Below are 24,577 nucleotides of genomic sequence, written 5' to 3'. Positions count from 1 at the left end.
GCCGATTCCACCGGGGACCGATGCTCACAACCCCCACAGGGCATGGCAGTCTTAGGACATGGCCGCGCAGATCAACCCCAGCATCCTGTCCGCAGACTTCGCCCGCCTCGCGGACGAGGCGAAGGCCGTGGACGGAGCCGACTGGCTCCACGTCGACGTCATGGACAACCATTTCGTCCCGAACCTCACGCTCGGCGTGCCGGTCGTAGAGTCGCTGGCCCGTGCGACGGACACCCCGCTGGACTGCCATCTGATGATCGAGGCTCCCGATCGGTGGGCGCCCCAGTACGTGGAGGCGGGGGCCGGTTCCGTCACCTTCCACGTCGAGGCCGCCGCGGCCCCGGTCCGGCTCGCCCGGGAGATCCGCGCCAAGGGCGCCCGCGCGTCCATGGCGCTGAAGCCCGCGACTCCCATCGAGCCGTACGAGGACCTGCTCCCCGAGCTCGACATGCTGCTGATCATGACGGTCGAACCGGGCTTCGGGGGACAGGCCTTCCTCGACATCATGCTTCCGAAGATTCGCCGCACCCGCGAGTTGATCAGCAAGCACGGACTGGAGCTCTGGCTCCAGGTCGACGGCGGAGTTTCCGCTTCCACGATCGAGCGGTGCGCGGAGGCCGGAGCCGATGTCTTCGTGGCCGGATCGGCGGTCTACGGGGCAAACGACCCGGCCCAGGCGGTACGTGCACTACGCACACAGGCCGAGGCGGCCACGGCGAAGGCCTCCTGGGCCTGTGGCCACTGAGCCACAGCAAAGTGAACGGCTCTCATCAGGGCTGATCATCCGCGCCACATCTGCAAGGATGAACGGCGAATCCAGAGTGTGAACAGCAGTGAGGAGATCGCCGTGTCGGGTATGTCGGCGGGCCGGTCAGCCATGCGGATGGGACCCGCTGAGCTGGTGCAGGCGGCGGCCATGGCCCGCCGCTTCTACCTCGAGGGCAAGTCCAAGATCCAGATCGCGGAGGAGTTCGGCGTCAGCCGCTTCAAGGTGGCCCGGGTCCTGGAGACCGCCCTCGAACGGGACCTCGTACGAATCGAGATCCGTGTGCCTGCGGAGCTGGACGCCGAGCGCTCGGACGCGCTCCGCGCCCGCTACGGCCTCAGGCACGCCGTCGTGGTCGAGTCTCCGGCCGAGGCCGAGGAGACGCCCGACCCCGAGAACCTGGGAGAGGTGGCCGCCGACCTGCTCGGCGAACTGGTCGACGAAGGGGACGTGCTGGGCCTGGCCTGGGGCCGCTCCACCATCCACATGGCGGCGGCGCTCGACCGGCTGCCGCCGTGCACGGTGGTGCAGCTGACGGGCGTGTACGACGCCGGGACCGCCGAACGCGGCTCGGTCGAGGCCGTGCGCCGCGCCGCCCAGGTGGCCGGCGGGGACGCCCACCCCATCTACGCGCCCATGCTGCTGCCCGACGCGGCCACGGCCGCGGCGCTGCGCAACCAGACGGGCATCGCCCGGGCCTTCGAGCACTTCGACAAGGTCACGGTCGCCTGTGTCTCCATCGGCTCCTGGGAGCCGGGCATCTCCACGGTGCACGACATGCTCAGCGACGAGGAGCGCGCGCACTACGCCTCGCTCGGTGTCGCCGCCGAGATGTCCGCACACCTCTTCGACGCCGAGGGCCGCCGGGTCGGCCGGGACCTGGGCGAGCGGTGCATCACGGTGAAGGCCGACCAGCTGCGCCGGATCCCCGAGGTCGTGGCGATCGCGGGCGGGCAGCGCAAGGGACCGGCGATCGACGCGGTGCTGCGCTCCGGGCTCGTCACCAGCCTGGTGACGGACACGTCGGCCGCGGACTACCTGATGACGGCCGGCCCGGCGCCGAAGTCCGCGCTCAACCGGTCCGACCCGGACGGGGTCTGACGGATGGCCGGGGAGTCGAGCGGGGCGGCCGGCGATCCGGCGGGCCGGGTCGTGGTCGTCCTGGACCTGGACGGGGTCACGGACAAGGCGGGCCTCATGGGCCGCTGCGCCCGTGACCTGGCCCTGCCGGACTGGTTCGGCCGCAACTGGGACGCCCTGGCCGACTCCATGGCCGACCCCGCCCTCTGGCCCGAGGGGGCCGGGGAGCGAGGTCTGCTGGTCGTCGTCCAGGGGTGGCGCGGGTACGCCGAGACGCGTCCCGACGAATGGCAGGTCGCCGAGGAGATCTTCGCCGAGGCGACCGACCGGGGTCCAGGGCTGTTCGTGACCCTCGGCCTTGGAGAAACCTCTGAGAGCCCCCCTGACCAGCCTGGATGATCTGCTGGGGGCGGATCGCCCGGGTGGCATGGGAGAATGAAGTACGTGCTCTTTCCCCCTGGCCGGCCGGTCCGGGGGTCACCTCTGATCGACTGGGATGTGCAGCACGTGCGTTTCCTCAATGACATCCAGCCCGGGTACGACCTGACGTACGACGACGTCTTCATGGTGCCGAGCCGCTCCTCGGTGGGCTCCCGGCAGGCCGTCGACCTCAGCTCCCCGGACGGCACGGGCACCACCATCCCGCTCGTCGTCGCCAACATGACCGCCATCGCAGGCCGCCGCATGGCCGAGACCGTGGCCCGCCGCGGCGGCCTCGTGGTGATCCCGCAGGACATCCCGAACGACGTCGTCACCGACGTCGTCTCCTGGGTGAAGAGCCGGCACCTGGTGCTGGACACCCCGATCATCCTGTCCCCGCACCAGACGGTCGCCGACGCGCTGGCCCTGCTGCCCAAGCGCGCGCACGACGCCGGTGTCGTCGTCGACGAGCACCACAAGCCGGTCGGCGTGGTCACCGACGCCGACCTGTCCGGCGTGGACCGCTTCACACAGCTCGCCGAGGTCATGTCCCGGGACCTGCTGCTCATCGACGCGGACATGGACCCGGGCGAGGCCTTCAACACCCTCGACCACGCCAACCGCCGCTACGCCCCCGCCGTGCACCAGGACGGCACGCTCGCCGGCATCCTGACCCGCAAGGGCGCCCTGCGCGCCACGCTCTACCAGCCGGCCACCGACGCGCGGGGGCGGCTGCGTATCGCCGCCGCCGTCGGCATCAACGGCGACGTCGCGGGCAAGGCGCGGGAGCTGCTGGACGCGGGGGTCGACGCGCTCGTGATCGACACGGCCCACGGCCACCAGGAGTCGATGATCAGCGCCCTGAAGCTGGTGCGCGACCTCGACCCGCAGGTGCCCATCGTCGCGGGCAACGTGGTCGCCGCCGCGGGCGTGCGCGACCTCATCGAGGCCGGCGCGGACATCGTCAAGGTCGGTGTCGGGCCCGGCGCCATGTGCACCACGCGCATGATGACCGGCGTCGGCCGCCCGCAGTTCTCCGCCGTCCTGGAATGCGCCGCCGAGGCGAAGAAGTACGGCAAGCACGTCTGGGCCGACGGAGGAGTCCGCCACCCGCGCGACGTCGCCATGGCTCTCGCCGCCGGCGCGTCCAACGTCATGGTCGGCTCCTGGTTCGCGGGCACCCACGAGTCCCCGGGCGACCTCCAGCACGACGCCAAGGGCCGCGCCTACAAGGAGTCCTTCGGTATGGCGTCCGCCCGGGCCGTGCGCAACCGCACCTCGGAGGAGTCGGCGTACGACCGCGCCCGCAAGGCGCTGTTCGAGGAGGGCATCTCCACCTCCCGCATGTTCCTCGACCCGGCCCGCCCGGGCGTCGAGGACCTGATCGACTCGATCATCGCGGGCGTCCGCTCCTCCTGCACCTACGCCGGTGCGGGCTCCCTGGAGGAGTTCGCCGCGAAGGCCGTCGTCGGCGTTCAGAGCGCCGCCGGCTACGCGGAGGGCAAGCCCCTGCACGCCAGCTGGAGCTGACGGCCCCAACGCCCCGTCGAACGGCCCCCGTCGCCCCGCCCCGCGGGAAAGGCGGGGGCCGTTTCGCGTGGCCCACGTGAAGGCCCGGTCACCGCACCGGTGCAACAGTCGACAGCCGTCCCGCAACGAACACCCGCCCAACCCCGGGGAACGCAATGATCTTGCAGGTACGCGCAAGGTTGCTGCATTTCGACAGCAACGCCCTAGCTCATAGGCTGTCGCCTCGTACGTGGCGTGGCGGGGACTCCGCTCGGTGGGTCCCCGGCTGTCCGGGGTGCCCGCGGTCCCTGCCGCCCTGACCGGCAGCGAGAAGGAGCCAGCGCGTGCTCGACCAAGGCGCACCCCCGCAGAACCCAGGCCAGACAGCCGCCCCCGCGTCCCCCGGCATCGGCGCGCGCCTCATGCGCCGCAAGCCCGTGGAACGCCTGGTCGCGGAGGGTGGCCAGGGCGAAGGAGGGTCGCTGCGCCGCACCCTCGGGCTGTGGCAGCTCACCATGATCAGCATCGGTGCCACCCTCGGCACCGGCATCTTCGTCGTCCTCGGCGAGGCCGTCCCCAAGGCGGGCCCGGCCGTCACGCTCTCCTTCGTCATCGCCGGCCTCACCGCCCTGTTCTCGGCCCTGTCCTACGCCGAACTGGCCGGCACCATCCCCGTCGCCGGCTCCTCCTACTCGTATGCGTACGCAACGATGGGCGAGCTGATCGCCTGGATATGCGGCTGGTGCCTGGTCCTGGAGTACGGCGTGTCGGTCGCCGCCGTCGCGGTCGGCTGGGGCGAGTACCTCAACGAACTGCTCGACGGGACCATCGGCGTCACCATCCCGGCGGCGCTGTCCGCCCCGCCCGGTGACGGCGGCGTGTTCAACCTGCCGGCGCTGATCGTCGTCCTGCTCGCGATGGCGTTCCTGCTGGGCGGCGCCCGCGAGTCCGCCCGCGCCAACACCGTCATGGTCGTCGTGAAGATCGCCGCGCTCGTGATGTTCTGCGCCATCGGCGTCCAGGGCTTCCGCTCCGGCAACTACGAGAACTTCATGCCGCTCGGCATGGCCGGGGTCAGCGCGGCCGGCGCCACGCTGTTCTTCTCCTACATCGGCTTCGACGCCGCCTCCACCGCCGGCGAGGAGGCCAAGAACGCCCAGCGCGACCTGCCCCGCGCGATCATGCTGTCGTTGGTCATCGTCACCGCGCTGTACGTCCTCGTCGCCGCCGTCGCCGTCGGCGCCAAGCCCTGGAAGGGCTTCACCGACTCCGAGGCCGCCCTCGCCCAGATCATGCGCGAGGTCACCGGGCAGACGTTCTGGGGCACGCTGCTGGCGTTCTGCGCCGTCATCGCCATCGCCAGCGTGGTGCTCACCGTGCTGTACGGCCAGACCCGCATCCTGTTCGCCATGTCCCGCGACGGGCTGGTGCCGAAGGTGTTCGCCAAGGTCCACCCGAAGACCGGCGCCCCCCGCGCCAACACCCTGATCGTCTCCCTGTTCTGCGGAGTCCTGGCCGCCGCGATCCCGCTCGGGCAGCTCGCCGACGCCACCAGCATCGGCACCCTGTTCGCCTTCGCCCTCGTCAACGTGGCCGTCGTGGTGCTGCGCCGCACCAAGCCGGACATGCCCCGCACCTTCCGGGTGCCGCTCTCGCCGGTCCTGCCCGCGCTGGGCTTCGCCTTCTGCGTGTGGATGATGGGCAGCCTGTCCACCGTGACCTGGGTGGTCTTCGGTGTCTGGATGGCCGCCGGTCTCGTGTTCTACTTCGGGTACGGCTACCGCCGTTCCCGACTGGCACCATCCGAGAAGTGATCGACCCACTGTGCTGAACGATCTCGACGAACGCATCGTGCACGCCCTCGCCGAGGACGCCCGCCGCTCCTACGCCGACATCGGCCAACTCGTCGGCCTGTCCGCGCCCGCCGTGAAACGGCGCGTGGACCGGCTGCGGGCCACCGGAGCCATCACCGGGTTCACCGTACGGGTGGACCCGGGGGCGCTCGGCTGGGAGACCGAGGGGTTCGTCGAGATCTACTGCCGGGGCAACACGTCCCCGGAGACCATCCAGCGGGGCCTGGAGCGCTACCAGGAGGTCGTGGCCGCGTCCACCGTCACCGGGGACGCGGACGCGATCGCCCAGGTCTTCGCCTCCGACATGCGCCACTTCGAACGGGTCCTGGAGCGGATCGCCGGCGAGCCGTTCGTCGAGCGGACCAAGTCCGTGCTCGTGCTCTCGCCGCTGCTGCGGCGCTTCTCGTCGGGTTCGCCCACGTAACTCCGTGGCCCGCCCGACGTGTCACCTCTAGCCTGGGTGTCATGACCTGGCGACATTGATCCACCAGCCGTGCCTCCCGAGGACCGCCTCGGCCGCCGTACCTCCGGCGTCCGATCCGTCCTTCCGGGAAGGCCCCATGACACTCTCACCCGCCCGCGTGCCCGCCACCGGTGTCCGCCGTCTGACGCGCACGCTGTACGGCTACGCGTTCCTCGACGACTTCGTCCTGCTCTACCCGGTCTACGCACTGCTGTTCGCCGACACCGGCCTGTCGCTCTGGCAGATCTCCTCCCTGTTCGCCCTGTGGTCCGTCACCGGGGTGGTGCTCGAAGTGCCCTCCGGCGTCTGGGCCGACGCCACCTCGCGGCGCAGGCTGCTGTGGATCGGCCCGCTGCTGACCGCCGCCGGCTTCGCGCTGTGGACGGCCGTCCCGTCGTACGGCGCCTTCGCGGTCGGCTTCGTGCTGTGGGGCGCGGGCGGGGCACTCGGCTCCGGCGCGCTGGAGGCCCTGGTCTACGACGAGCTGGACCACCTCGGTGCCGCCGACCGCTACGCGCGGGTCATGGGCCGGGCCCGGGCCGCGCGCCTGCTGGGCACCGTGGCCGCCACCGGCCTCGCGGGGCCCGTCCTCGCCCGGGGCGGCTATGAGGCGGTCGGCGGTGCGAGCCTCCTGGTCTGTGTGCTCACCGCCGTCACCGCGACCCGGTTCCCCGAGCACCGGGTGCGGCCGGAGCGCACCGGCCACAGCTGGGCGAGCACCCTGCGCACCGGACTCGCCGAAGCCCGCGGGAACCGTGCCGTACGCGGCGCCCTGCTGCTGGTCCCGGCCGTCGCCGCGGTGTGGGGCGCGCTCGACGAGTACACCCCGCTGCTGATCCGCGACCTCGGCGTCGCCGAGGCCACGGTGCCCTACCTCGTCATGCTGATCTGGGCGGGCGTCACCCTCGGCAGCCTGCTGACCGGACCGGCCGAACGCCTCGGCACCAGTGGACTCGCGGTGCTGCTCGCGGGCGCCGCCCTCGCCCTGGCCGCGGGAGCCCTGGCCCGCTCCCTGGCCGGTGTCGTCCTGGTGAGCCTCGCCTTCGCCGGGTTCCAGCTGGCCGAGGTGCTCGCCGACGTCCGTCTCCAGCACCGCATCGACGACTCCCACCGGGCCACGCTCACCTCGGTGGCGAGCCTGGGCACCGAGCTGCTGACCATCGCCGCGTTCGGCGTGTACGCGCTGCTCGGGACCGGCATGGCGCACGGCACCGTCTTCGCGGTGCTCGCGATCCCCTACCTGGTGACGGCCCTGGCGCTGGTCAGAGCGCGGGCTGCCACGGCACGACCCTGAAGTCACCCGTCCCCTTGGCGACCTTCTCGAGCCTGTCGTGGCGGCCGAGGTCGTGGACAGCACAGCACGACGGTCGGTCCTCGTACGGCGGTTCATGGTGGTCCTTTCCGCAGGTCAACTGGGTAGTCACCACTGTCGCGGCGGTGCGCCCCGGGTACGTCGCGCCCGGGGTGCGCAACGAATCGCCGCAGCCCCCCTGACCGACGCAACAAACCGCTCACCGGCACGCAACGGCTCCTTCTTGTCCGCCCTGGTCAGCCGCCCGTACCTTCTACATGGCCCCTCCAACGACCCTGTGGGCCCTCCGACCCCCCTTCCGCCCGGTGAGGATCACGCATGCGCACCGCCCTGCTCCAGAGCTCCGGCCGCCCCGGCTCGACCGTCGAGAACCTCAAGGTCCTCGACGAGGCCGCGGGCCGGGCCGCCGCCGCGGAGGCGGGGCTGCTCGTCACGTCCGAGCTGTTCCTGACGGGGTACGCGATCGGCGACGACATCGGCCGGCTCGCCGAGCCCGCCGACGGCGACTGCGCCGACGCGATCGCCGAGATCGCCACGCACCACGGCCTGGCGATTGCCTACGGCTACCCCGAGCGGGCCGGCGACACGGTGTTCAATTCCGCCCAGCTGATCTCCGCCGAGGGCACCCGGCTCGCGAACCACCGCAAGACCCACCTCTTCGGCTGCTTCGAACGCGACCACTTCACGGCGGGCGACCTGCCGGTCGTCCAGGCCGAGATCGACGGCGTCCGGGTCGGCATCCTGATCTGCTACGACGTGGAGTTCCCGGAGAACGTCCGGGCCCACGCCCTGGCCGGCACCGACCTGCTCGTCGTCCCGACGGCGCAGATGCACCCGTTCCAGTTCGTCGCCGAGTCGATGATCCCGGTGCGTGCCTTCGAGAACCAGATGTACGTCGCGTACGTCAACCGGGTCGGCCGGGAGGGCGAGTTCGAGTTCGTGGGCCTGTCCACACTCGCCGGTCCGGACGGAGTCGCCCGGACCAGGGCCGGCCGCGGTGAGGAACTCGTGCTCGCCGACGTCGACCCGGTCTTCCTCGCCGCCTCGCGCGAGAACAACCCGTATCTGAAGGACCGCCGCCCCGGCCTCTACCGGTCCCTCGTCTGAACCTCCCCCCTCGCATACAGCTTTCGCAAGGAGTCCGTACCCCATGACGTCCACCGTGCCCAACGCCGTCGAGCACGCTGACGCGCAGCAGCCGTCGATCACCATGTTCGGCCCGGACTTCCCGTACGCCTACGACGACTTCCTGGCCCACCCGGCGGGACTCGGGCAGATACCCGCGACCGAGCACGGCACGGAGGTCGCGGTCATCGGCGGCGGCCTGTCCGGCATCGTCGCCGCGTACGAGCTGATGAAGATGGGCCTGAAGCCGGTCGTGTACGAGGCCGACCAGATCGGCGGCCGGCTGCGGACGGTGGGCTTCGACGGCTGCGACGAGTCCCTCACCGCCGAGATGGGCGCGATGCGCTTCCCGCCGTCCTCCACGGCCCTCCAGCACTACATCGACCTGGTGGGCCTCCAGACGCGGCCGTTCCCCAACCCCCTCGCCGAGACGACCCCGTCGACCGTCGTCGACCTCAAGGGCGAGTCGCACTACGCCGAGACGGTCGACGACCTGCCCCAGGTCTACCGGGACGTCGCCGAGGCGTGGAACCGCTGCCTGGAGGAGGGCGCCGACTTCTCCGACATGAACCGCGCCCTGCGCGAGCGGGACGTGCCGCGCATCCGCGAGATCTGGGCGAGGCTCGTCGAGAAGCTCGACAACCAGACCTTCTACGGCTTCCTCTGCGACTCCGAGGCGTTCAGGTCCTTCCGGCACCGCGAGATCTTCGGCCAGGTCGGCTTCGGCACGGGCGGCTGGGACACCGACTTCCCCAACTCCATCCTGGAGATCCTGCGCGTCGTCTACACCGAGGCCGACGACCACCACCGCGGCATCGTCGGCGGCTCCCAGCAGCTGCCGCTGCGGCTGTGGGAGCGTGAGCCGCAGAAGATCGTCCACTGGCCGCTCGGGACCTCGCTCGCGACCCTGCACGAGGGCGGCGAACCCCGCCCGGCCGTGACCCGGTTGCACCGCACCGCCGGAAACCGCATCACGGTGACCGACGCGCACGGCGACATCCGCACCTTCCAGGCGGCGATCTTCACCGCCCAGTCCTGGATGCTGCTGTCGAAGATCGCCTGCGACGACTCGCTCTTCCCGATCGACCACTGGACGGCGATCGAGCGCACCCACTACATGGAGTCCTCCAAACTCTTCGTCCCGGTCGACCGGCCCTTCTGGCTGGACAAGGACGAGGAGACGGGCCGTGACGTCATGTCGATGACGCTCACCGACCGCATGACACGCGGCACCTACCTGCTCGACGACGGCCCGGACAAGCCCGCCGTCATCTGCCTCTCCTACACCTGGTGCGACGACAGCCTGAAGTGGCTGCCGCTGTCCGCGAACGAGCGGATGGAGGTCATGCTGAAGTCGCTCGGCGAGATCTACCCCAAGGTCGACATCAGGAAGCACATCATCGGCAACCCGGTGACCGTCTCCTGGGAGAACGAGCCCTACTTCATGGGCGCGTTCAAGGCCAACCTGCCCGGCCACTACCGCTACCAGCGGCGCCTGTTCACGCACTTCATGCAGGACCGGCTGCCCGAGGACAAGCGCGGCATCTTCCTCGCCGGCGACGACATCTCCTGGACGGCCGGCTGGGCCGAGGGCGCCATTCAGACCGCCCTCAACGCGGTCTGGGGCGTCATGCACCACCTCGGCGGCACGACCGACCCGACCAACCCGGGCCCCGGCGACGTCTACGACGAGATCGCTCCCGTCGAACTGCCCGAGGACTAGGTGTATTGATCACGAGCGTTGCCAACTTCGGCCGGGCTCGGCCAGGGGGGTGAGCAGCATGCGCCCCGCGAAGCCCACCGCGGTGTCCAGGCGTTCGGTGAACTCGTCGGCGACATCGGGTAGTTCACGCAGGGCCCACAGTGCCCGGGCCGCCGTCCAGGCGGCGTCCCGGGCGCGCTCCAGGCTCCAGGAGCCGAGCAGATGGGTCAGCGGGTCGGCGATCCGCAACAGGTCGGGGCCCGGCATCAGCTCTTCGCGGATGCGCTCCTCCAGCGACAGGAGGAGGTCTCCCACCATGTCGAACTCGTCCTCCAGCTCGATGGGAGCGCAGCCGAGCGTACGGCAGGTGTCCACCACGGCCAGCGCGAGGTCGTGCCCGATGTGCGCGTTGATGCCCGCCAGCGCGAACTGCAAGGGCCGTACCCCGGGATGGCGTCGGAACTGGAACAGTGGCCGCCAGCAGGCGGGCGGACGCCGCCCGTCCGCGACCGCCTCGACGGCCGCCAGGTACCGCCGCGCGAACCGTACGTCCAGCGTGATCGCCGCGTGGGCGTCCGCGAACCGGCCGGTGTCGACCCACCGGTCCACCGCCTCCGTCACCGCGAGGTAGACGCGGTTGAAGACCGCCACCCCGTCCCGCGGGTGCAGCGCCACGTCGAGGGCGCGCATGCGGGAGATGACGGCGTCGACCGGAGTGTCCACGGCCGGGGGGAGTTGTTCGCATCGCGGCATGCGGGCAGAGTCGCAGCTCTAGGGTGGCGGGAGTGCCGACGGGCCCGGCGCTTCCCCGAAACGGGGGAACACCGCCCGCCGCAGGGGGAGGGGGGAGCAGCACCGTGTCAGGCTCGCGTGCCCAGCACCTGGCCGCCCGCAGGGCCGGGCGCCGGCGAGCCGCCCGGCGCGGCGCGATGGTCGCGGCGGCCTCGCTCGTCGTGGCGGCCGGAGCGGCCGCGGGCGTCCTCGCCGCGTTCGACGACCGGCGGGTCCCGGACGAGGCCGCACCCGCCGAGGTGTCCGCGTCGCCCCGCCTGGCCCCCCTGCCGGCCGTGCCGTCGCCGTCCGCCGAATCCGTCCCTCCCTCGCCGTCCCCGTCAAAACCCCGGGCGTACAGCCCCGCGCCGTCGAGGACCGGCACGAACACGAAGCGGGAGCGCACCACCACCGTGACCGGACGGCTCTACCGCCACCCCGACTCCCAGGTGCTCGACTGGGTCCGCTCCCACGCCGGCGACCCCCGGCACGCGGTCATCGCGTCCCGTATCGCCGAGCAGCCCGCGGCCGTCTGGTTCGCCGAGTACGCACCGGACACCGTCACCGCCCGGGTCGCCGCCGTCACCTCGGGCGGGGCCGCGCTCGGCCGGGTCCCCGTCGTCGTGCCGTACGCGATACCCGGCCGGGACTGCGGCGGCCACTCCCAGGGCGGGGCACCCGGCCTGGACGCCTACGACGCCTGGATCGACCGGTTCGCGGCCGGTCTCGGCTCCGGTGAGGTCATCGTCGTCCTGGAGCCGGACTCGGTCGCGCAGACCGAGTGCCTCTCCGCCGGTGACCGGGCGGACCGCTTCGCGTCGCTGGCCCGGGCCGGGCGCGTGCTGAAGTCCGCCAACCCCCGGGCCCGGGTGTACTACGACGCGGGGCACTCCGGCTGGAACGCGCCCGCCAGGCAGGCGGCCTGGCTCCGGCAGGCCGGTGCCGCCTCGCCCGAGTCCTCCGACGGGATCTTCAGCAACGTCTCCAACTTCCACACCACCGCCGACGAGGTCGCCTACGACCGGCGGGTCCTGGACGCGCTCGGCGGCCCGGCGGGGCTCGGCGCCGTCATCGACACCAGCCGCAACGGCAACGGGGCTCCGGCCGACGGCGAGTGGTGCGACCCGGCGGGCCGCGGTCTCGGCCGGACCCCGACCCTGAGCACCGGCGAGTACCGGATCGACGGCTACCTGTGGGTCAAGCTGCCGGGGGAGTCGGACGGCTGCAAGGGCAGGCCGGGGACGTTCACGCCGTCGTACGCCTACGACTTGGCGTCGTCCGGCTCAGGTTCGTCGTAGGAGGAGGTGCCCTCGTCCAGCAGCGGCGCCTGTGTCTTCAAGTGGGCCGGGGCGAAGGCCCGCAGGGCGTGGTAGCCGGTGATGACGACCACCGTGCCGAGCGCGATGCCGCTCAGCGAGAACGTGTCCGAGAACTTCAGGGAGACGTTGCCGACGCCGATGATGATGCCCGCCGCGGCCGGGACCAGGTTCAGCGGATTGCGCAGATCCACCTTGGCGTTGATCCAGATCTGCGCGCCCAGCAGGCCGATCATGCCGTACAGGATGACGGTGATGCCGCCGAGCACGCCGCCCGGGATCGCCGCCACGACCGCGCCGAACTTCGGGCAGACGCCGAACAACAGGGCGAAGCAGGCGGCGGCCCAGTAGGCGGCCGTCGAGTACACGCGGGTCGCGGCCATCACGCCGATGTTCTCGGAGTACGTGGTGTTGGGCGGGCCGCCGACCGCGGTGGACAGCATCGAGCCGACGCCGTCCGCCGCGATGGCCGTGCCCAGCTTGTCGTCCAGCGAGTCGCCGGTCATCTCACCGACCGCCTTGACGTGCCCGGCGTTCTCCGCGACCAGCGCGATGACGACCGGCAGGGCGACCAGGATCGCCGACCACTCGAAGGACGGGGCGTGCAGGGTGGGCAGCCCGATCCAGTCGGCCTTGCCCACACCGGAGAGGTCGAGCCGCCAGTGGTCGGTCAGCTTGCCGCTCGCGTCCACGGAGTGGATCTTGCCGAAGACCAGGTCGAACACCCAGGAGACGGCGTAGCCGAAGACGAGCCCGAGGAAGATCGCGATCCGGGACCAGAAGCCCCGCAGACAGACCACCGCCAGACCGGTGACCAGCATCACCAGCAGGGCCGTCCACTGGTCCTGCGGCCAGTACGTCGAGGCCGTCACCGGCGCCAGGTTGAAGCCGATCAGCATCACCACCGCGCCGGTCACGATCGGCGGCATGGTGGCGTGGATGATCCGCGCCCCGAAGCGCCGTACGGCCAGCCCCACCAGGAACAGCGCGCCACCGACGACGAACACCGCGCCGGTGACCGTGGCGCTGCTGCCGCCCTGCGCCCGGATCACCGCCGCCACGCCGACGAACGACAGCGAGCAGCCCAGATAGCTGGGCACGCTGCCGCGGGTGGCCAGCAGGAACACGACGGTCGCGACGCCCGACATCATGATCGCGAGGTTCGGGTCAAGACCCATCAGGACCGGCGCCACGAAGGACGCACCGAACATCGCCACCACATGCTGCGCGCCGAGCCCGGCCGTGCGCGGCCAGGAGAGCCGCTCGTCGGGTCGAACCACCGCACCGGGCGCCGGGGTCCGCCCGTCACCGTGCAGTTTCCAGCGGACGCCGAGATCCATGGTGCGGTTTCGCTTTCGTCGTGCCTGTGCGTGTCCGGACCATTGTCGGGGTGCGGCCACCGTGCCGATGACCGGGGCAGGGGCCCGTTCAGCGCCGCGGGTCGGCGGCCACCGGGTCGGGGCGGCCGATCTTCGTCCGCTCGCCGGGGCGCAGCACCCCCGCGAACGCCACCAGGCCGCACGACAGTGCTGTCACCAGGCAGAACGACACCATCAGGCTGGTCGCCTGGGCCAGCATGCCGATCGCGCTCGGGGCGACCAGGCCAGAGGTGTAGGTGATGGTCGCGACACCCGCGATGGCCAGGCTCGGGTTGGAGCCGCTGCGCCCGGCCGCGGCGAAGCACAGCGGTACGACGACGGCGATACCCAGCCCCATCAGCGCGAAGCCGCTCATGGCCACCGCCGGATGGTCCCCGACGACGATCAGCAGCCCGCCGAGGACCGCGAACACCCCGCTCGCCCGCACGGTCCGCACGGCACCGAAGCGGTCCACGACCCGGTCACCGGCGAGCCGGGCGACGGCCATGGTGAGCGTGAACCCCGTCGTGCACGCCGCCGCCAGACCGGCCGAGGTCTCCAGCTGCTCGCGCAGATACACCGCCGACCAGTCCAGGCTCGCGCCCTCCGCGAACACCGCGCAGAACCCGATCGCGCCGATGAGCAGCGCCGAGCGGGGCGGCAGGGCGAAGCGCGGCGGTGGCTCCTCGTCCTCGGCCGGCTGCAGGTCCAGCACCCACTGGCAGGAGAGCACGCCGACGACGGTGAGGACCGCGGCGGCCAGGACGTGGTGCAGCCGGGCGTCCGAGCCGAGGTGCGCGGCGAGCGTGCCGGCCGCCGAGCCGACCAGGGCGCCCGCGCTCCACATGCCGTGCAGCCCCGACATGATCGACCGGCCGAGACGGTTCTCGACCTCCACGCCCAGAGCGTTCATCGCCACGTCGGCCATCCCGGCCGTCGCGCCGTAGGTGAACAGGGCCAGGCAGAGCGTCAGCAGGTTGGGGGCGAGGGACGGCAGGACCAGCGACAGCGTCCACAGGGCGATCAGTCCGCGCAGCGCGTTGCGGGCGCCGAAGCGGTGGCTGATGCTGCCGGCGAGCGGCATCGCCACGGACGCGCCGAGCGCGGGGAAGGCGAGCGCGATGCCCAACTGGCCCGCGCTGACGCCCGCGTGGTCCTGGATCCACGGCACGCGGGTCGCGAACGAGCCGGTCACGGCGCCGTGCACGGCGAAGACGGCGGCCACGGCGTACCGGGACCGCTTCACCTCGCGCTGTTCGTCGACCACGTTGCCCATTCTGCGGTCCCCCTCCAGGTCTCTGCCGTGCTCGTGTCCGGTGCGGGCGTAAACTATCAGGAACCCTGCCTGATAATAAGAGGGTTTCCCGGCGGGCCGGGGTGCACGGTCCCGCCGATCTGGAAGGATCCCGGCATGCCCGCATCCCCGAGCACCGCCCGGGCCATCAACGACCGGCTCGCCCTGCGTCTGCTCCAGCAGGAAGGCCCGTTGACGGCAGGGCAGTTGAAGCAGCTGACCGGCCTGTCCCGGCCGACTGTCGCCGATCTCGTCGAACGCCTCGGCGCCGCCGGGCTCATCACGGTCGTCGGCGAGGCGGGGGAGCAGCGACGCGGCCCCAACGCCAAGCTCTACGGCATCGTCGCCGACCGCGCGCACCTGGCCGCACTCGACGTCCGCACCGAGGGCGTCGCCGTGGCCGTCGCGGACCTGGTGGGGCGGGTGCTGGCCGAGGCGTCCGTGCCCATCGCCGGTGACACGGGAACGGGGCCCGCCCTGGAGCAGGCGGTCACACTGGTCGAGCGCGTGGCCAAGGAGGCCGGAGCCGAACGCCTGCACACCGTGGGGATCGGGGCACCCGGTCTGGTCGACCCCTCCAGTGGCGAACTCCGCGACTCCACCGGCCTCCCGGAGTGGCACCGCCGGCTCGTCGTCACCCTCCAGGAGCGGCTCCCCGCGGCCCGCGTCAGCATCGAGAACGAGACCAACCTCGCGGCGCTGGCCGAGCAGCGCGACGGGGTCGCCCGGGACCGGGACACCTTCGTCCTGCTGTGGCTCGGCCACGGGACGGGAGCGGCCGTGGTCCTGGACGGAGCCCTGCGCCGCGGTGCCTCCGGCGGCACCGGCGAGATCGGCTTCCTCCCGGTGCCGGGCACGACGGCGCTGCCGACCTCGACGGACTGCGAGGGCGGCTTCCACTCGCTGGCCTCCTCGGCGGCGGTCGTGGACCTCGCGGCGGAGTGCGGCATGCCGACGACGGGTGAAGGGACGTCCGCGGTGGGGGTGGTACGGGCGGCCGTCGCCGTGGTGCGCGCGGCGGCGGCCGGAGCACCCGGGGAGGAACGGGCCGCACAGGGCGCGGAGGCGGCAGCGAGTGCGAGCGAAACCGGGAGCCCCACACCGGCGCCGGAAGGGGACACGCCCACGCCCGAGCCCTCGCTGCCGCCGCTGCCCGCGGGGGATCCGCCCCTGCCCGGGGCCGGGCCTAGCAACCCCGGAGCCGAGACGCCCACGCCCACGTCCCCGCCTACACCCCCTGCCCCCGCCGCCCGCTTTCTGGACGCCCTCGCCGATCGTCTCGCCGTCGGGGTCGCCTCTGTCGTGGCGATCCTGGATCCCGGGTGCGTGGTGCTCGGCGGTGAGATCGGTCAGGCCGGTGGCGAGGAACTCGCGTCCCGGGTGCGGGACCGCATCGCCCGGATGACGCCCCTGCCCACGGAGGTACGGGCGACGACCCTGGGCGGCGGCGCCGTCCTGCGCGGCGCACTGCTGACGGCACGCAACCGCGCCCAGGAGGAACTGTTTACACCCGGAGAGCCCCCGCCCCCGCCCTCCCCGGGCTGGTAGGCCGCCAGGTCGGGGAGCGGATTCCCTCCTCCGTCCGGCCTGGCCGCCGCTCGATCACCGCCCGGCGTCAGGGGCCCCGGTATGGGAAGGCCCGACGGCGGGCAAGGGCCGTCGTCACCGCCGCCGGGCCGGTCAGTGGGGTTGAGCCGACCCTGACGATGACCCTAGAAAGGACTAGACCACATCGTCAATAGGTATGGACCAACGCCGGTCTCAAGAGGGCGGCGGCGCAAGCGAGTTGGGGCAGCGGTCGCACTCGGGAAGGGGTGCGACACGTTCTGTGAGGCAGCCCACACACCTCGCCCCTAGGAACATCCACGGGGCATGGCACACTGGCCCTGTACCAGAAGCAGCGCACTCCGGGGTCGGTGAAAGTCCGAACCGGCGGTTACAGTCCGCGACCCGGTCGCCTCCAGCGGCCGGTTGACCAGGTGAAATTCCTGGACCGACGGTTAAAGTCCGGATGGGAGGCAGTGCGCGGCGAGCGAGCATCCGTGCGCGCCGCCCAGAAGTCCGTCCTCGGGACGGGCTCCGTCCGGCGTCGTCCCCGGTGTCCCCGCTCGTACATTCTGTCGTCATCGACAGCCCCGGAGTCCGTGCCCGAAGAGGCAGGAGGACCCGGGAAGTGTTCACCGGAATCGTCGAAGAGCTGGGCGAGATCACCGCCGTCGAGACCCTCGACGACGCCTGTCGCTTCCGACTGCGCGGACCGGTCGTCACCCAAGGCGCCAAGCACGGCGACTCGATCGCCGTGAACGGCGTGTGCCTCACGGTCGTCGACCACGAAGGCGACGAGTTCACGGCCGACGTCATGGCCGAGACCCTGAAGCGCTCCAGCCTCGGCGCCCTGAAGGCCGGATCCCGCGTCAACCTCGAACGCCCCATGGCCGTCGGCGAACGCCTCGGCGGGCACATCGTGCAGGGCCACGTGGACGGCACCGGCGAGATCCTCGACCGCACGCCCTCCGAGCACTGGGAGATCGTGAAGATCTCCCTCCCCGCGGATCTCACCCGGTACGTGGTCGAGAAGGGCTCCATCACCGTCGACGGCATCAGCCTCACCGTCGTCGACGCGGGCTCCGACCACTTCACCGTCAGCCTCATCCCCACCACCCTCGACCTGACCACGCTCGGCCACAAGCAGCCCGGCGACCCGGTCAACCTCGAAGTGGACGTCATCGCCAAGTACGTCGAGCGGATGATGGGCGACCGCGCGCAGGGAGCGGGCCGGTGAACTCGCTGAACTCCGAGGCCTTCACTCTCTTCGGCCAGCACATCCTCTGGTCGGACATGGTCGGCAACCTCTTCGGCCTGGCCGCCCTCGCCCTCGGCTGGCGGCGCTCCATCTGGACCTGGCCCGTGCAGTTCCTGGCAGGCGTCATCCTCTTCGGGGCCTTCTTCGGCCATCTGACCGGCAGCGCGGGCAAGCAGGCGGTCGTCGTGATCGTCGCCGTCTACGGCTGGTGGCAGTGGCAGCGCGGCAAGGGGCAGGGCGGCGACGGCCACATCGCCGTACGGTTCGCCACCTGGCGCGAGCGCGCCGCGATGGCCGCGGCCGCCGCCGCCGGCACCGTCGCGGTGGCCATGCTCTTCACGGCGTACCCGAAGCTGTCCTGGGACCCCTGGCCGGACGCCTACATCTTCGTCGGCACCGTCGTCGCGATGTACGCCCAGGCGCGCGGCATGGTCGAGTTCTGGTTCGCCTGGCTCCTGGTCGACCTGGTCGGCGTCCCCCTCAACTTCGCCAACGGCTACGCCTTCTCCGGCTTCGTCTACGTCATCTACGGCGCGCTCGTCCTGTGGGGCCTGCGCGACTGGTGGCTGCGCTCGCGCGCGGCAGCCCAGCCCACCCTGGAAGGAGCGCCGGCATGAGCGCCGCAACCACCCTGTACGGCACCGACGACGTCGAGAGCTTCACGCTCGACCCCGTGGAGCAGGCCATCGCCGACATCGCGGCCGGCCGCCCCGTCGTGGTCGTCGACGACGAGGACCGGGAGAACGAGGGCGACCTCGTCATCGCCGCCGAGAAGGCCACCCCCGAGATCGTCGCCTTCATGATGAGCGAGTGCCGCGGTCTGATCTGCGCCCCCATGGAGGGCGATGAACTGGACCGGCTGAACCTCCCGCAGATGGTCGAGGACAACACCGAGTCGATGAAGACCGCGTTCACGGTCTCCGTCGACGCCTCCGCCGCGCACGGCGTGAGCACCGGCATCTCCGCCTCCGACCGCGCCACCACCCTCCGCCTGCTCGCCGACGGCGTCTCGGGGCCTGAGGACTTCGTCCGCCCCGGGCACATCTTCCCGCTGCGCGCCCGGCCCGGCGGGGTCCTCACCCGCAACGGCCACACCGAGGCCGCCGTCGACCTCGCCCGCCTCGCGGGCCTGCGCCCGGCCGGCGCGATCGTCGAGATCGCCGGCGAGGACGGCACCATGTTGCGGCTGCCCGAGCTGATCCCCTTCGCCCGCAAGCACGGCCTGACGATCATCTCCATCGAGGACCTGATCGCCTACCGCCGTGGCAGCGAGCCCACCGTCCGCCGCGAGGCCAGGACCCTGCTGCCCACCGCCCACGGCACGTTCACCGCCCACGGCTACCGCTCCACCGTCGACGGCGTCGAGCACGTCGCCCTGGTGCACGGCGAGATCGGCGACGGCCAGGACGTCCTCGTGCGCGTGCACTCCGAATGCCTCACCGGCGACGTCTTCGGCTCGGCCCGCTGCGACTGCGGCCCCCAGCTCGACGCCTCCCTCGCCCGCATCCAGGAGGAGGGCCGGGGCGTGGTGGTCTACCTGCGCGGACACGAGGGCCGCGGCATCGGCCTGATGTCCAAGCTGCGCGCCTACGAACTCCAGGAGCGCGGCCGCGACACCCTCGACGCCAACCTGGAACTCGGCCTGCCCGCCGACGCCCGCGACTACGCCGCCGGCGCGCAGATCCTCGCCGACCTCGGAGTGCGCGGCGTCCGGCTGCTGACCAACAACCCCGACAAGACCGACGCGCTCATCCGGCACGGCATCGCGGTCCAGGCCCGCGTGCCGATGCCCGTGAGCGCCGGCGAGCACAACCTCCGCTACCTGCGCACCAAGCGGGACCGGATGGGCCACGACCTGCCCTGGCTGGACACGACCACCGTGCCCGCCTGCGGCAACCAGTAAGAGAGCACAGAGGGAGCAACGTGAGCGGCAAGGGTGCACCGGAGCTGTCCGTACGCGATGTGGGAGACCTCCGGGTCGCCGTCATCGCGGCACAGTGGCACGAGAAGGTGATGAACGGCCTGGTCGACGGCGCCCTGCGCGCCCTGCACGACCTCGGCATCGACGAGCCGACCCTCCTCAGGGTCCCCGGCAGCTGGGAGCTGCCGGTCGTCGCCAAGGTCCTCGCGGGCCGCGGCTACGACGCGATCGTCGCCCTCGGCGTCGTCATCCGCGGCGGCACGCCCCACTTCGAGTACGTGTGCCAGGGCGTGACCCAGGGCCTCACCCAGGTCTCCGTCGACACCGGCGTCCCCGTCGGCTTCGGCGTGCTGACCTGCGACACCGAGGAGCAGGCCCTGGACCGCGCCGGAATCGAGGGGTCCAACGAGGACAAGGGGCACGAGGCGGTGACGGCGGCGGTCGCGACCGCGGCCACCCTCCGCTCAGTATCCGAACCCTGGCGCTGACGGAAGGCGGATGTGGCATAGGCTGAGCGTCACCATGTCCAAGAAGACGTTCGAGGAGCTCTTCACCGAGCTCCAGCACAAGGCCGCCCAGGGCGACCCCGCCACTTCCCGCACCGCAGAACTGGTCGGCAAGGGCGTCCACGCCATCGGCAAGAAGGTCGTCGAAGAGGCCGCCGAGGTGTGGATGGCCGCCGAGTACGAGGGCAAGGAAGCCGCCGCCGAGGAGATCTCGCAGCTGCTGTACCACGTCCAGGTGATGATGGTCGCCCGCGGCATCTCCCTCGACGACGTCTACGCCCACCTCTGAGCCGCACCCGTTCCCGTCCCACCCCACGCAAAGGAAGCCGACCTCATGCTGCGCATCGCCGTCCCCAACAAGGGTTCCCTGTCCGGCCCTGCGGCGGAGATGCTGCATGAGGCCGGCTACCAGCAGCGCCGCGAGTCCAAGGAACTGCGGATCGTCGACCCGGTGAACGAGGTCGAGTTCTTCTACCTCCGCCCCCGCGACATCGCGATCTACGTCGCCTCCGGGCAGCTGGACATCGGCCTCACCGGCCGGGACCTGCTCATCGACTCCGGCGCCGAAGCCGAGGAGATCCTCGCCCTCGGCTTCGCCCGCTCCACCTTCCACTACGCCACCAAGCCCGGCACGATCACCGGCCTTGCGGACCTGACGGGCAAGACGGTCGCCACCTCCTACGAGGGCATCGTCGCCGCGCACCTCGCCGAGCACGGCATCGACGCCGCCGTCGTCCACCTCGACGGCGCCGTGGAGACCGCCATCCAGCTCGGCGTCGCCCAGGTCATCGCCGACGTCGTCGAGACCGGCACCTCGCTGCGCAACGCGGGCCTGGAGGTCGCCGGCGAGCCGATCATGCAGTCCGAGGCCGTCGTGATCCGCCGCACCGGCGCGGACGCCGACGACCCCAAGGTGCAGCAGTTCCTGCGCCGCCTCCAGGGCGTCCTGGTCGCCCGGACGTACGTGATGATGGACTACGACTGCCGCGTCGAGCAGCTGGAGAAGGCCGTCGCCCTCACGCCCGGCCTGGAGTCCCCGACCGTCTCCCCGCTGCACAACGAGGGCTGGGTCGCCGTCCGCGCGATGGTCCCGGCCAAGGAAGCCCAGCGGATCATGGACGACCTCTACGACATCGGCGCCCGGGCCATCCTGACCACGGCCATCCACGCCTGCCGTCTCTGAGGGGCGCCACCCGATGTCCGATCTGCCCGAACTGCCCGTCACGTTCCGGCCGGGCAGCACCCGTGTGGTGCTGCTCACCGCGGCCGTCGCTATCCTCGTCGTGATCACGGCGGTCGCGATGCTGCTGAAGCAGCTCAGCCCCGGCGAACGTGTCAGCTTCGTCTTCACGGCGCTCCTGCTGGACGCCGTGCTGCTGCTCCTGGCGCGTCCCAAGGTCGTCGTCGACGAGGACGGCGTCACTGTCGTCAATCTCACGAACAAGCGCCGGCTGGAGTGGGCGGAGATCCTCCAGGTGACCCTCCGGCCCGGCGACCCCTGGGTGTTCCTCAACCTCAGCGACGGCACCAGCCTGCCTGCTCTGGGCATCCAGCCGGGCCTGGCCAAGCAGCGTGCGATCGCCGACGCCCGGGCCCTGCGGGCGCTCGTCGAGGCCCGCTCCGCGGCGGACCCCGAGCAGCGTCAGGGCTGACTCCGCAAGATCCTCCGAGCGGTCACCCTGCCGCATCGGGCCATGTCTTGATTAATCTGTTTCCGGAGGCGCGAACGGACGCGCCTCCGCCCCTGCCGCCCCGCCCGGTGCGCCAGGGGCTCCTGCTAACCGAGGAGTGACCCTCTCCGGCGATGGACGGATCGTCCTGCAGTACCTGTGCCGCCCCCTGCCGACATAGCGCGTACCTCGTATCCGAGGTACGCGACCGTGTGGAGGCGGCGGCATCATGACCACCCCCCTGCTGCTCCTCGCAGCCGCGTTCCTGCTGATTCTCGCCAACGGATTCTTCGTAGCGGCCGAATTCGGACTCGTCACGGTCGAACGGCCCGACGCCGAGAAGGCCGCCGCCGAGGGCGACCGGCGTGCCCACCGGGTCGTCGAATCACTCAAGGAACTCTCCTTCCAGCTCTCCGGCACCCAGCTCGGCATCACCATCACCTCGCTCGTCGTCGGCATGCTCGCCGAACCGGCGCTCGCCGAGCTGCTGCACGGACCGTTCACCTCCATCGGCATCCCCGAGGGAGCCGTCTCCGGTGTCACGGTCGTCGTCGGCATGCTGCTCGCCTCCGCCGTGCAGATGGTGATCGGCGAGCTGCTGCCCAAGAACTGGGCCGTGTCCAGGCCGCTGCAGGTCGCCCGCTTCGTCGCGGGCCCGCAGCACGCCTTCGCCCGGCTGTTCCGCCCGGTCATCGCCGGCCTCAACGCCGTCGCGAACCGGCTGGTGCGCGCCCTGGGCATCGAGCCCGCCGAGGAGCTGGCCTCCGCCCGCACCCCCGGCGAACTCGTCTCCCTGGCCCGCCACTCGGCCCGGGCCGGCGCCCTGGAGCAGGACACGGCCGACCTGTTCGTGCGGACCCTGTCGCTGGGCGAGCTCACCGCGCAACACGTGATGACCCCGCGCGTGAAGGTCAGTGCCCTGCAGTCCTCGGCCACCGCCGAGGACGTCGTCAACCTGACCCGCGCCACCGGTCTGTCCCGCTTCCCGGTCTACCGGGAGAAGATCGACGAAGTCGTCGGCATGGCCCATCTCAAGGACGCCCTGGCCGTGCCCGCGCAGGACCGCCTGCGCACCCCCGTCGGCCACATCGCCCGCCCAGCGCTGCTGGTCCCCGAGACGCTGCCTGTCCGGCCGCTCATGACCCGCCTGCGCAGCGAGCAGCCCATCGCGGTCGTCGTCGACGAGTACGGCGGCACCGCCGGTGTCGTCACGCTGGAGGACATCGTCGAGGAGATCGTCGGCGAGGTCCGCGACGAGCACGACGGCCACGACCTGCCCGAGCTGGCCGCCGCGCCGCCGGAGGACGGCAGGCCCGCCTGGGACGTCGACGGCAGCTGCCGGGTCGACATCCTGAAGCGCATAGGCCTCGACGTGCCCGAGGGCCCGTACGAGACGGTCGCCGGCCTGATCGCCGACCTCCTGGGCCGTATCCCGGCCGTCGGTGACAAGGCGGAGCTGCCCGGCTGGCGGCTCTCGGTGCGCCAGGTCGGCCACTACCGCGCGGAGCGGGTCCGGCTGGTGCGGACCGCCCCGGTGGTCTCCATGGCGGAGGCCGTCCGATGAGCGTGCTCCAGCTCCTCTTCGCCGCGCTGCTCGTGCTCGCCAACGGCTTCTTCGTGGGCGCCGAGTTCGCGCTGGTCTCCGTACGCCGCAGTCAGATCGAGCCGCTCGGCACCGCCCGCGCCCGGCAGGTGCTCTACGGTCTCGAGCGGCTGCCGCAGATGATGGCGGCGGCCCAGTTCGGCATCACGATCTGCTCCCTCACCCTCGGCGCGGTCGCCGAACCGACGGTCGCGCACCTGCTGGAGCCGGTCTTCGAGTGGATCCACCTGCCGCACGGCATGATCCATCCGCTGACCTACGTCATCGCCCTCGCCGCCGTGGTCTTCTTCCACCTCGTCATCGGCGAGATGGTCCCGAAGAACCTCGCGATGGCGGCTCCCGAGAAGGTCGCGCTGTGGCTCAGCCCCGGCCTGGTGTGGTTCGCACGCTTCTGCAAGCCCATCACCGCCGCCCTCGGCGCCGTATCGCAGGGCATCCTGCGGCTCTTCCACGTCGAGCCCAAGGACGAGGTCGAGGCCGTCTTCACCAGCGAGCAGCTCAACCGGCTGGTGGAGGACGCCGGCCAGGCGGGCCTGCTCGACCCCGAGGAGGCCGAGAGCCTGGAGGACGCCCTGGAGCTGGGCTCGCGCCCGGTGACGGACGTCCTGCTGAAGCGGGAGTCCCTGGTGACGGTCAGCCCGGCGGTCACCCCCGGGCAGATCGTCCAGCTCACCGCCCGCACGGGCTACTCCCGGTTCCCGGTCGCTGCGGACACCGGGGCCTTCATGGGGTACCTCCACGTCAAGGACGTCCTCGACGCTGAGGACTCGGACCGGGCGGTGCCGCAGCACCTGTGGCGGCCCATGACGACCCTGCGGCCCGAGCTGCCGCTCGACGACGCCCTGACGGTGATGCGGCGGGCGGCGACCCACCTGGCCCAGGTGGCCGACGCGTCCGGCAAGGTGCTCGGGCTGGTCGCCCTGGAGGACGTGCTGGAGCTGCTGGTGGGTGAGGTGCGGGATCCCGCGCACCGACAGGTGCACGAGGTGAGGCTGACCGAGCCGAGGAGTGGGGCGTCGGAGGAGGTACTGGCGACGTAGGCTCAGCTGCGGGCATGCGTGCCGCTGGGGGAGACACCCCGCTCCGCCGGGTTGCGCGCCCACCC

At 71.6% G+C, this 24,577-nt stretch carries 23 protein-coding genes, 1 pseudogene and 1 riboswitch; of the genes and pseudogenes, 20 read left to right on the top strand and 4 right to left on the bottom strand.

What is annotated here, in order from left to right; all coding sequences use genetic code 11:
- The first annotated feature begins 58 nt into the window (after positions 1–58).
- From rpe to ACFZDE_RS37150, 7 genes are all read left to right on the top strand, one after another.
- Positions 59–745 carry a ribulose-phosphate 3-epimerase gene (rpe, locus tag ACFZDE_RS37180; protein ID WP_391004921.1) on the top strand — a complete coding sequence of 229 codons (687 nt, stop codon included), beginning with the start codon at positions 59–61 and terminating at the stop codon, positions 743–745.
- Between the two features lie 78 nt (positions 746–823).
- A complete protein-coding gene (locus ACFZDE_RS37175; protein WP_184843610.1) occupies positions 824–1,867 on the top strand; it encodes a sugar-binding transcriptional regulator in 1,044 nt (347 codons plus the stop codon).
- Between the two features lie 3 nt (positions 1,868–1,870).
- Complete coding sequence (locus tag ACFZDE_RS37170; RefSeq protein ID WP_391211856.1) at positions 1,871–2,245, top strand: barstar family protein; 375 nt, start codon at positions 1,871–1,873, stop codon at positions 2,243–2,245.
- A gap of 108 nt (positions 2,246–2,353) precedes the next feature.
- Positions 2,354–3,796 (top strand): GuaB1 family IMP dehydrogenase-related protein, encoded by a 1,443-nt coding sequence (locus tag ACFZDE_RS37165; protein ID WP_391211843.1) that lies wholly within the window; start codon positions 2,354–2,356, stop codon positions 3,794–3,796.
- Positions 3,797–4,119: 323 nt separating this feature from the next.
- Positions 4,120–5,589 (top strand): amino acid permease, encoded by a 1,470-nt coding sequence (locus ACFZDE_RS37160; RefSeq protein ID WP_388456196.1) that lies wholly within the window; start codon positions 4,120–4,122, stop codon positions 5,587–5,589.
- 10 nt (positions 5,590–5,599) lie between these two features.
- A complete protein-coding gene (locus tag ACFZDE_RS37155) occupies positions 5,600–6,052 on the top strand; it encodes an Lrp/AsnC family transcriptional regulator (protein ID WP_053668336.1) in 453 nt (150 codons plus the stop codon).
- A gap of 136 nt (positions 6,053–6,188) precedes the next feature.
- The gene (locus ACFZDE_RS37150; protein ID WP_391211819.1) at positions 6,189–7,385 is read left to right on the top strand and encodes an MFS transporter; all 1,197 of its coding nucleotides are present in this window, start codon (positions 6,189–6,191) and stop codon (positions 7,383–7,385) included.
- On the opposite strand, the pseudogene ACFZDE_RS37145 reads toward ACFZDE_RS37150, so the two are convergent.
- Positions 7,354–7,443: pseudogene (locus ACFZDE_RS37145) on the bottom strand (Repetin); the annotation flags it as partial. The gene ACFZDE_RS37150 and the pseudogene ACFZDE_RS37145 sit on opposite strands and share 32 nt — an antisense overlap.
- A gap of 278 nt (positions 7,444–7,721) precedes the next feature.
- Here ACFZDE_RS37145 and ACFZDE_RS37140 point away from each other — a divergent pair.
- Both ACFZDE_RS37140 and ACFZDE_RS37135 read left to right on the top strand, forming a co-directional pair.
- On the top strand, positions 7,722–8,510 hold the full coding sequence (locus tag ACFZDE_RS37140; RefSeq protein ID WP_391211808.1) for a nitrilase-related carbon-nitrogen hydrolase: 789 nt from the start codon (positions 7,722–7,724) through the stop codon (positions 8,508–8,510).
- A gap of 43 nt (positions 8,511–8,553) precedes the next feature.
- Positions 8,554–10,251 carry an FAD-dependent oxidoreductase gene (locus ACFZDE_RS37135; RefSeq protein ID WP_391211799.1) on the top strand — a complete coding sequence of 566 codons (1,698 nt, stop codon included), beginning with the start codon at positions 8,554–8,556 and terminating at the stop codon, positions 10,249–10,251.
- Between the two features lie 9 nt (positions 10,252–10,260).
- On the opposite strand, the gene ACFZDE_RS37130 is transcribed toward ACFZDE_RS37135, so the two are convergent.
- Positions 10,261–10,983 (bottom strand): DUF5995 family protein, encoded by a 723-nt coding sequence (locus ACFZDE_RS37130; protein ID WP_391211790.1) that lies wholly within the window; start codon positions 10,981–10,983, stop codon positions 10,261–10,263.
- A gap of 176 nt (positions 10,984–11,159) precedes the next feature.
- On the opposite strand from ACFZDE_RS37130, the gene ACFZDE_RS37125 reads away from it, so the two are divergent.
- Positions 11,160–12,299 (top strand): glycoside hydrolase family 6 protein, encoded by a 1,140-nt coding sequence (locus ACFZDE_RS37125; protein WP_391212043.1) that lies wholly within the window; start codon positions 11,160–11,162, stop codon positions 12,297–12,299.
- Here the strand turns inward: ACFZDE_RS37125 and ACFZDE_RS37120 are convergent.
- Both ACFZDE_RS37120 and ACFZDE_RS37115 read right to left on the bottom strand, forming a co-directional pair.
- Positions 12,263–13,657: a solute carrier family 23 protein gene (locus tag ACFZDE_RS37120; RefSeq protein ID WP_391004937.1), complete on the bottom strand. Its 1,395-nt coding sequence runs from the start codon at positions 13,655–13,657 to the stop codon at positions 12,263–12,265. The two genes, ACFZDE_RS37125 and ACFZDE_RS37120, sit on opposite strands and share 37 nt — an antisense overlap.
- An 88-nt stretch (positions 13,658–13,745) precedes the next feature.
- Positions 13,746–14,951, bottom strand: a complete 1,206-nt coding sequence (locus tag ACFZDE_RS37115; RefSeq protein WP_391004939.1) for an MFS transporter — start codon at positions 14,949–14,951, stop codon at positions 13,746–13,748.
- A gap of 135 nt (positions 14,952–15,086) precedes the next feature.
- Here ACFZDE_RS37115 and ACFZDE_RS37110 point away from each other — a divergent pair, with 135 nt between their 5' ends.
- From ACFZDE_RS37110 to ACFZDE_RS37065, 10 genes are all read left to right on the top strand, one after another.
- Positions 15,087–16,517, top strand: coding sequence for an ROK family protein (locus tag ACFZDE_RS37110; RefSeq protein WP_391211774.1), 1,431 nt, complete (start codon positions 15,087–15,089; stop codon positions 16,515–16,517).
- A 350-nt stretch (positions 16,518–16,867) separates the two neighbouring features.
- Positions 16,868–16,998: riboswitch (FMN riboswitch) on the top strand.
- 144 nt (positions 16,999–17,142) lie between these two features.
- Complete coding sequence (locus ACFZDE_RS37105) at positions 17,143–17,751, top strand: riboflavin synthase (protein WP_391004943.1); 609 nt, start codon at positions 17,143–17,145, stop codon at positions 17,749–17,751.
- On the top strand, positions 17,748–18,389 hold the full coding sequence (locus ACFZDE_RS37100) for a nicotinamide mononucleotide transporter (protein WP_391004945.1): 642 nt from the start codon (positions 17,748–17,750) through the stop codon (positions 18,387–18,389). The genes ACFZDE_RS37105 and ACFZDE_RS37100 overlap by 4 nt, the downstream gene beginning before the upstream one ends.
- Entirely contained in the window at positions 18,386–19,675 is a 1,290-nt protein-coding gene (locus ACFZDE_RS37095; protein WP_391211757.1) for a bifunctional 3,4-dihydroxy-2-butanone-4-phosphate synthase/GTP cyclohydrolase II, read from the top strand. The genes ACFZDE_RS37100 and ACFZDE_RS37095 overlap by 4 nt, the downstream gene beginning before the upstream one ends.
- 20 nt (positions 19,676–19,695) lie before the next feature.
- A complete protein-coding gene (ribH, locus tag ACFZDE_RS37090; RefSeq protein ID WP_356658150.1) occupies positions 19,696–20,181 on the top strand; it encodes a 6,7-dimethyl-8-ribityllumazine synthase in 486 nt (161 codons plus the stop codon).
- Positions 20,182–20,215: 34 nt separating this feature from the next.
- The gene (locus tag ACFZDE_RS37085) at positions 20,216–20,488 is read left to right on the top strand and encodes a phosphoribosyl-ATP diphosphatase (RefSeq protein ID WP_019983911.1); all 273 of its coding nucleotides are present in this window, start codon (positions 20,216–20,218) and stop codon (positions 20,486–20,488) included.
- Positions 20,489–20,533: 45 nt separating this feature from the next.
- Positions 20,534–21,382, top strand: a complete 849-nt coding sequence (gene hisG / locus ACFZDE_RS37080; RefSeq protein ID WP_391211741.1) for an ATP phosphoribosyltransferase — start codon at positions 20,534–20,536, stop codon at positions 21,380–21,382.
- Between the two features lie 13 nt (positions 21,383–21,395).
- Entirely contained in the window at positions 21,396–21,851 is a 456-nt protein-coding gene (locus tag ACFZDE_RS37075) for a PH domain-containing protein (protein ID WP_391211729.1), read from the top strand.
- Positions 21,852–22,098: 247 nt separating this feature from the next.
- A complete protein-coding gene (locus ACFZDE_RS37070) occupies positions 22,099–23,433 on the top strand; it encodes a CNNM domain-containing protein (RefSeq protein WP_391211721.1) in 1,335 nt (444 codons plus the stop codon).
- Positions 23,430–24,512, top strand: coding sequence for a CNNM domain-containing protein (locus ACFZDE_RS37065; RefSeq protein ID WP_391211714.1), 1,083 nt, complete (start codon positions 23,430–23,432; stop codon positions 24,510–24,512). Before ACFZDE_RS37070 ends, ACFZDE_RS37065 begins: the two co-directional genes overlap by 4 nt.
- The last annotated feature ends 65 nt before the right edge of the window (positions 24,513–24,577 follow it).

Origin of the sequence: Streptomyces sp. NPDC007929 (assembly GCF_042959065.1) — a bacterium.
Classification (GTDB): Bacteria; Actinomycetota; Actinomycetes; order Streptomycetales; family Streptomycetaceae; genus Streptomyces.
This window is presented reverse-complemented; position numbering and strand designations above follow the sequence as displayed.

Bases quoted from the DNA above. Each gene is read 5' to 3' on its own strand.
- rpe (WP_391004921.1), top strand. From the start codon at position 59: ATGGCCGCGCAGATCAACCCCAGCATCCTGTCCGCAGACTTCGCCCGC.
- ACFZDE_RS37170 (WP_391211856.1), top strand. From the start codon at position 1,871: ATGGCCGGGGAGTCGAGCGGGGCGGCCGGCGATCCGGCGGGCCGGGTC.
- ACFZDE_RS37150 (WP_391211819.1), top strand. From the start codon at position 6,189: ATGACACTCTCACCCGCCCGCGTGCCCGCCACCGGTGTCCGCCGTCTG.
- ACFZDE_RS37140 (WP_391211808.1), top strand. From the start codon at position 7,722: ATGCGCACCGCCCTGCTCCAGAGCTCCGGCCGCCCCGGCTCGACCGTC.
- ACFZDE_RS37135 (WP_391211799.1), top strand. From the start codon at position 8,554: ATGACGTCCACCGTGCCCAACGCCGTCGAGCACGCTGACGCGCAGCAG.
- ACFZDE_RS37130 (WP_391211790.1), bottom strand. From the start codon at position 10,983: ATGCCGCGATGCGAACAACTCCCCCCGGCCGTGGACACTCCGGTCGAC.
- ACFZDE_RS37125 (WP_391212043.1), top strand. From the start codon at position 11,160: ATGGTCGCGGCGGCCTCGCTCGTCGTGGCGGCCGGAGCGGCCGCGGGC.
- ACFZDE_RS37120 (WP_391004937.1), bottom strand. From the start codon at position 13,657: ATGGATCTCGGCGTCCGCTGGAAACTGCACGGTGACGGGCGGACCCCG.
- ACFZDE_RS37115 (WP_391004939.1), bottom strand. From the start codon at position 14,951: ATGGGCAACGTGGTCGACGAACAGCGCGAGGTGAAGCGGTCCCGGTAC.
- ACFZDE_RS37110 (WP_391211774.1), top strand. From the start codon at position 15,087: ATGCCCGCATCCCCGAGCACCGCCCGGGCCATCAACGACCGGCTCGCC.
- ACFZDE_RS37095 (WP_391211757.1), top strand. From the start codon at position 18,386: ATGAGCGCCGCAACCACCCTGTACGGCACCGACGACGTCGAGAGCTTC.
- ACFZDE_RS37085 (WP_019983911.1), top strand. From the start codon at position 20,216: ATGTCCAAGAAGACGTTCGAGGAGCTCTTCACCGAGCTCCAGCACAAG.
- hisG (WP_391211741.1), top strand. From the start codon at position 20,534: ATGCTGCGCATCGCCGTCCCCAACAAGGGTTCCCTGTCCGGCCCTGCG.
- ACFZDE_RS37075 (WP_391211729.1), top strand. From the start codon at position 21,396: ATGTCCGATCTGCCCGAACTGCCCGTCACGTTCCGGCCGGGCAGCACC.
- ACFZDE_RS37070 (WP_391211721.1), top strand. From the start codon at position 22,099: ATGACCACCCCCCTGCTGCTCCTCGCAGCCGCGTTCCTGCTGATTCTC.
- ACFZDE_RS37065 (WP_391211714.1), top strand. From the start codon at position 23,430: ATGAGCGTGCTCCAGCTCCTCTTCGCCGCGCTGCTCGTGCTCGCCAAC.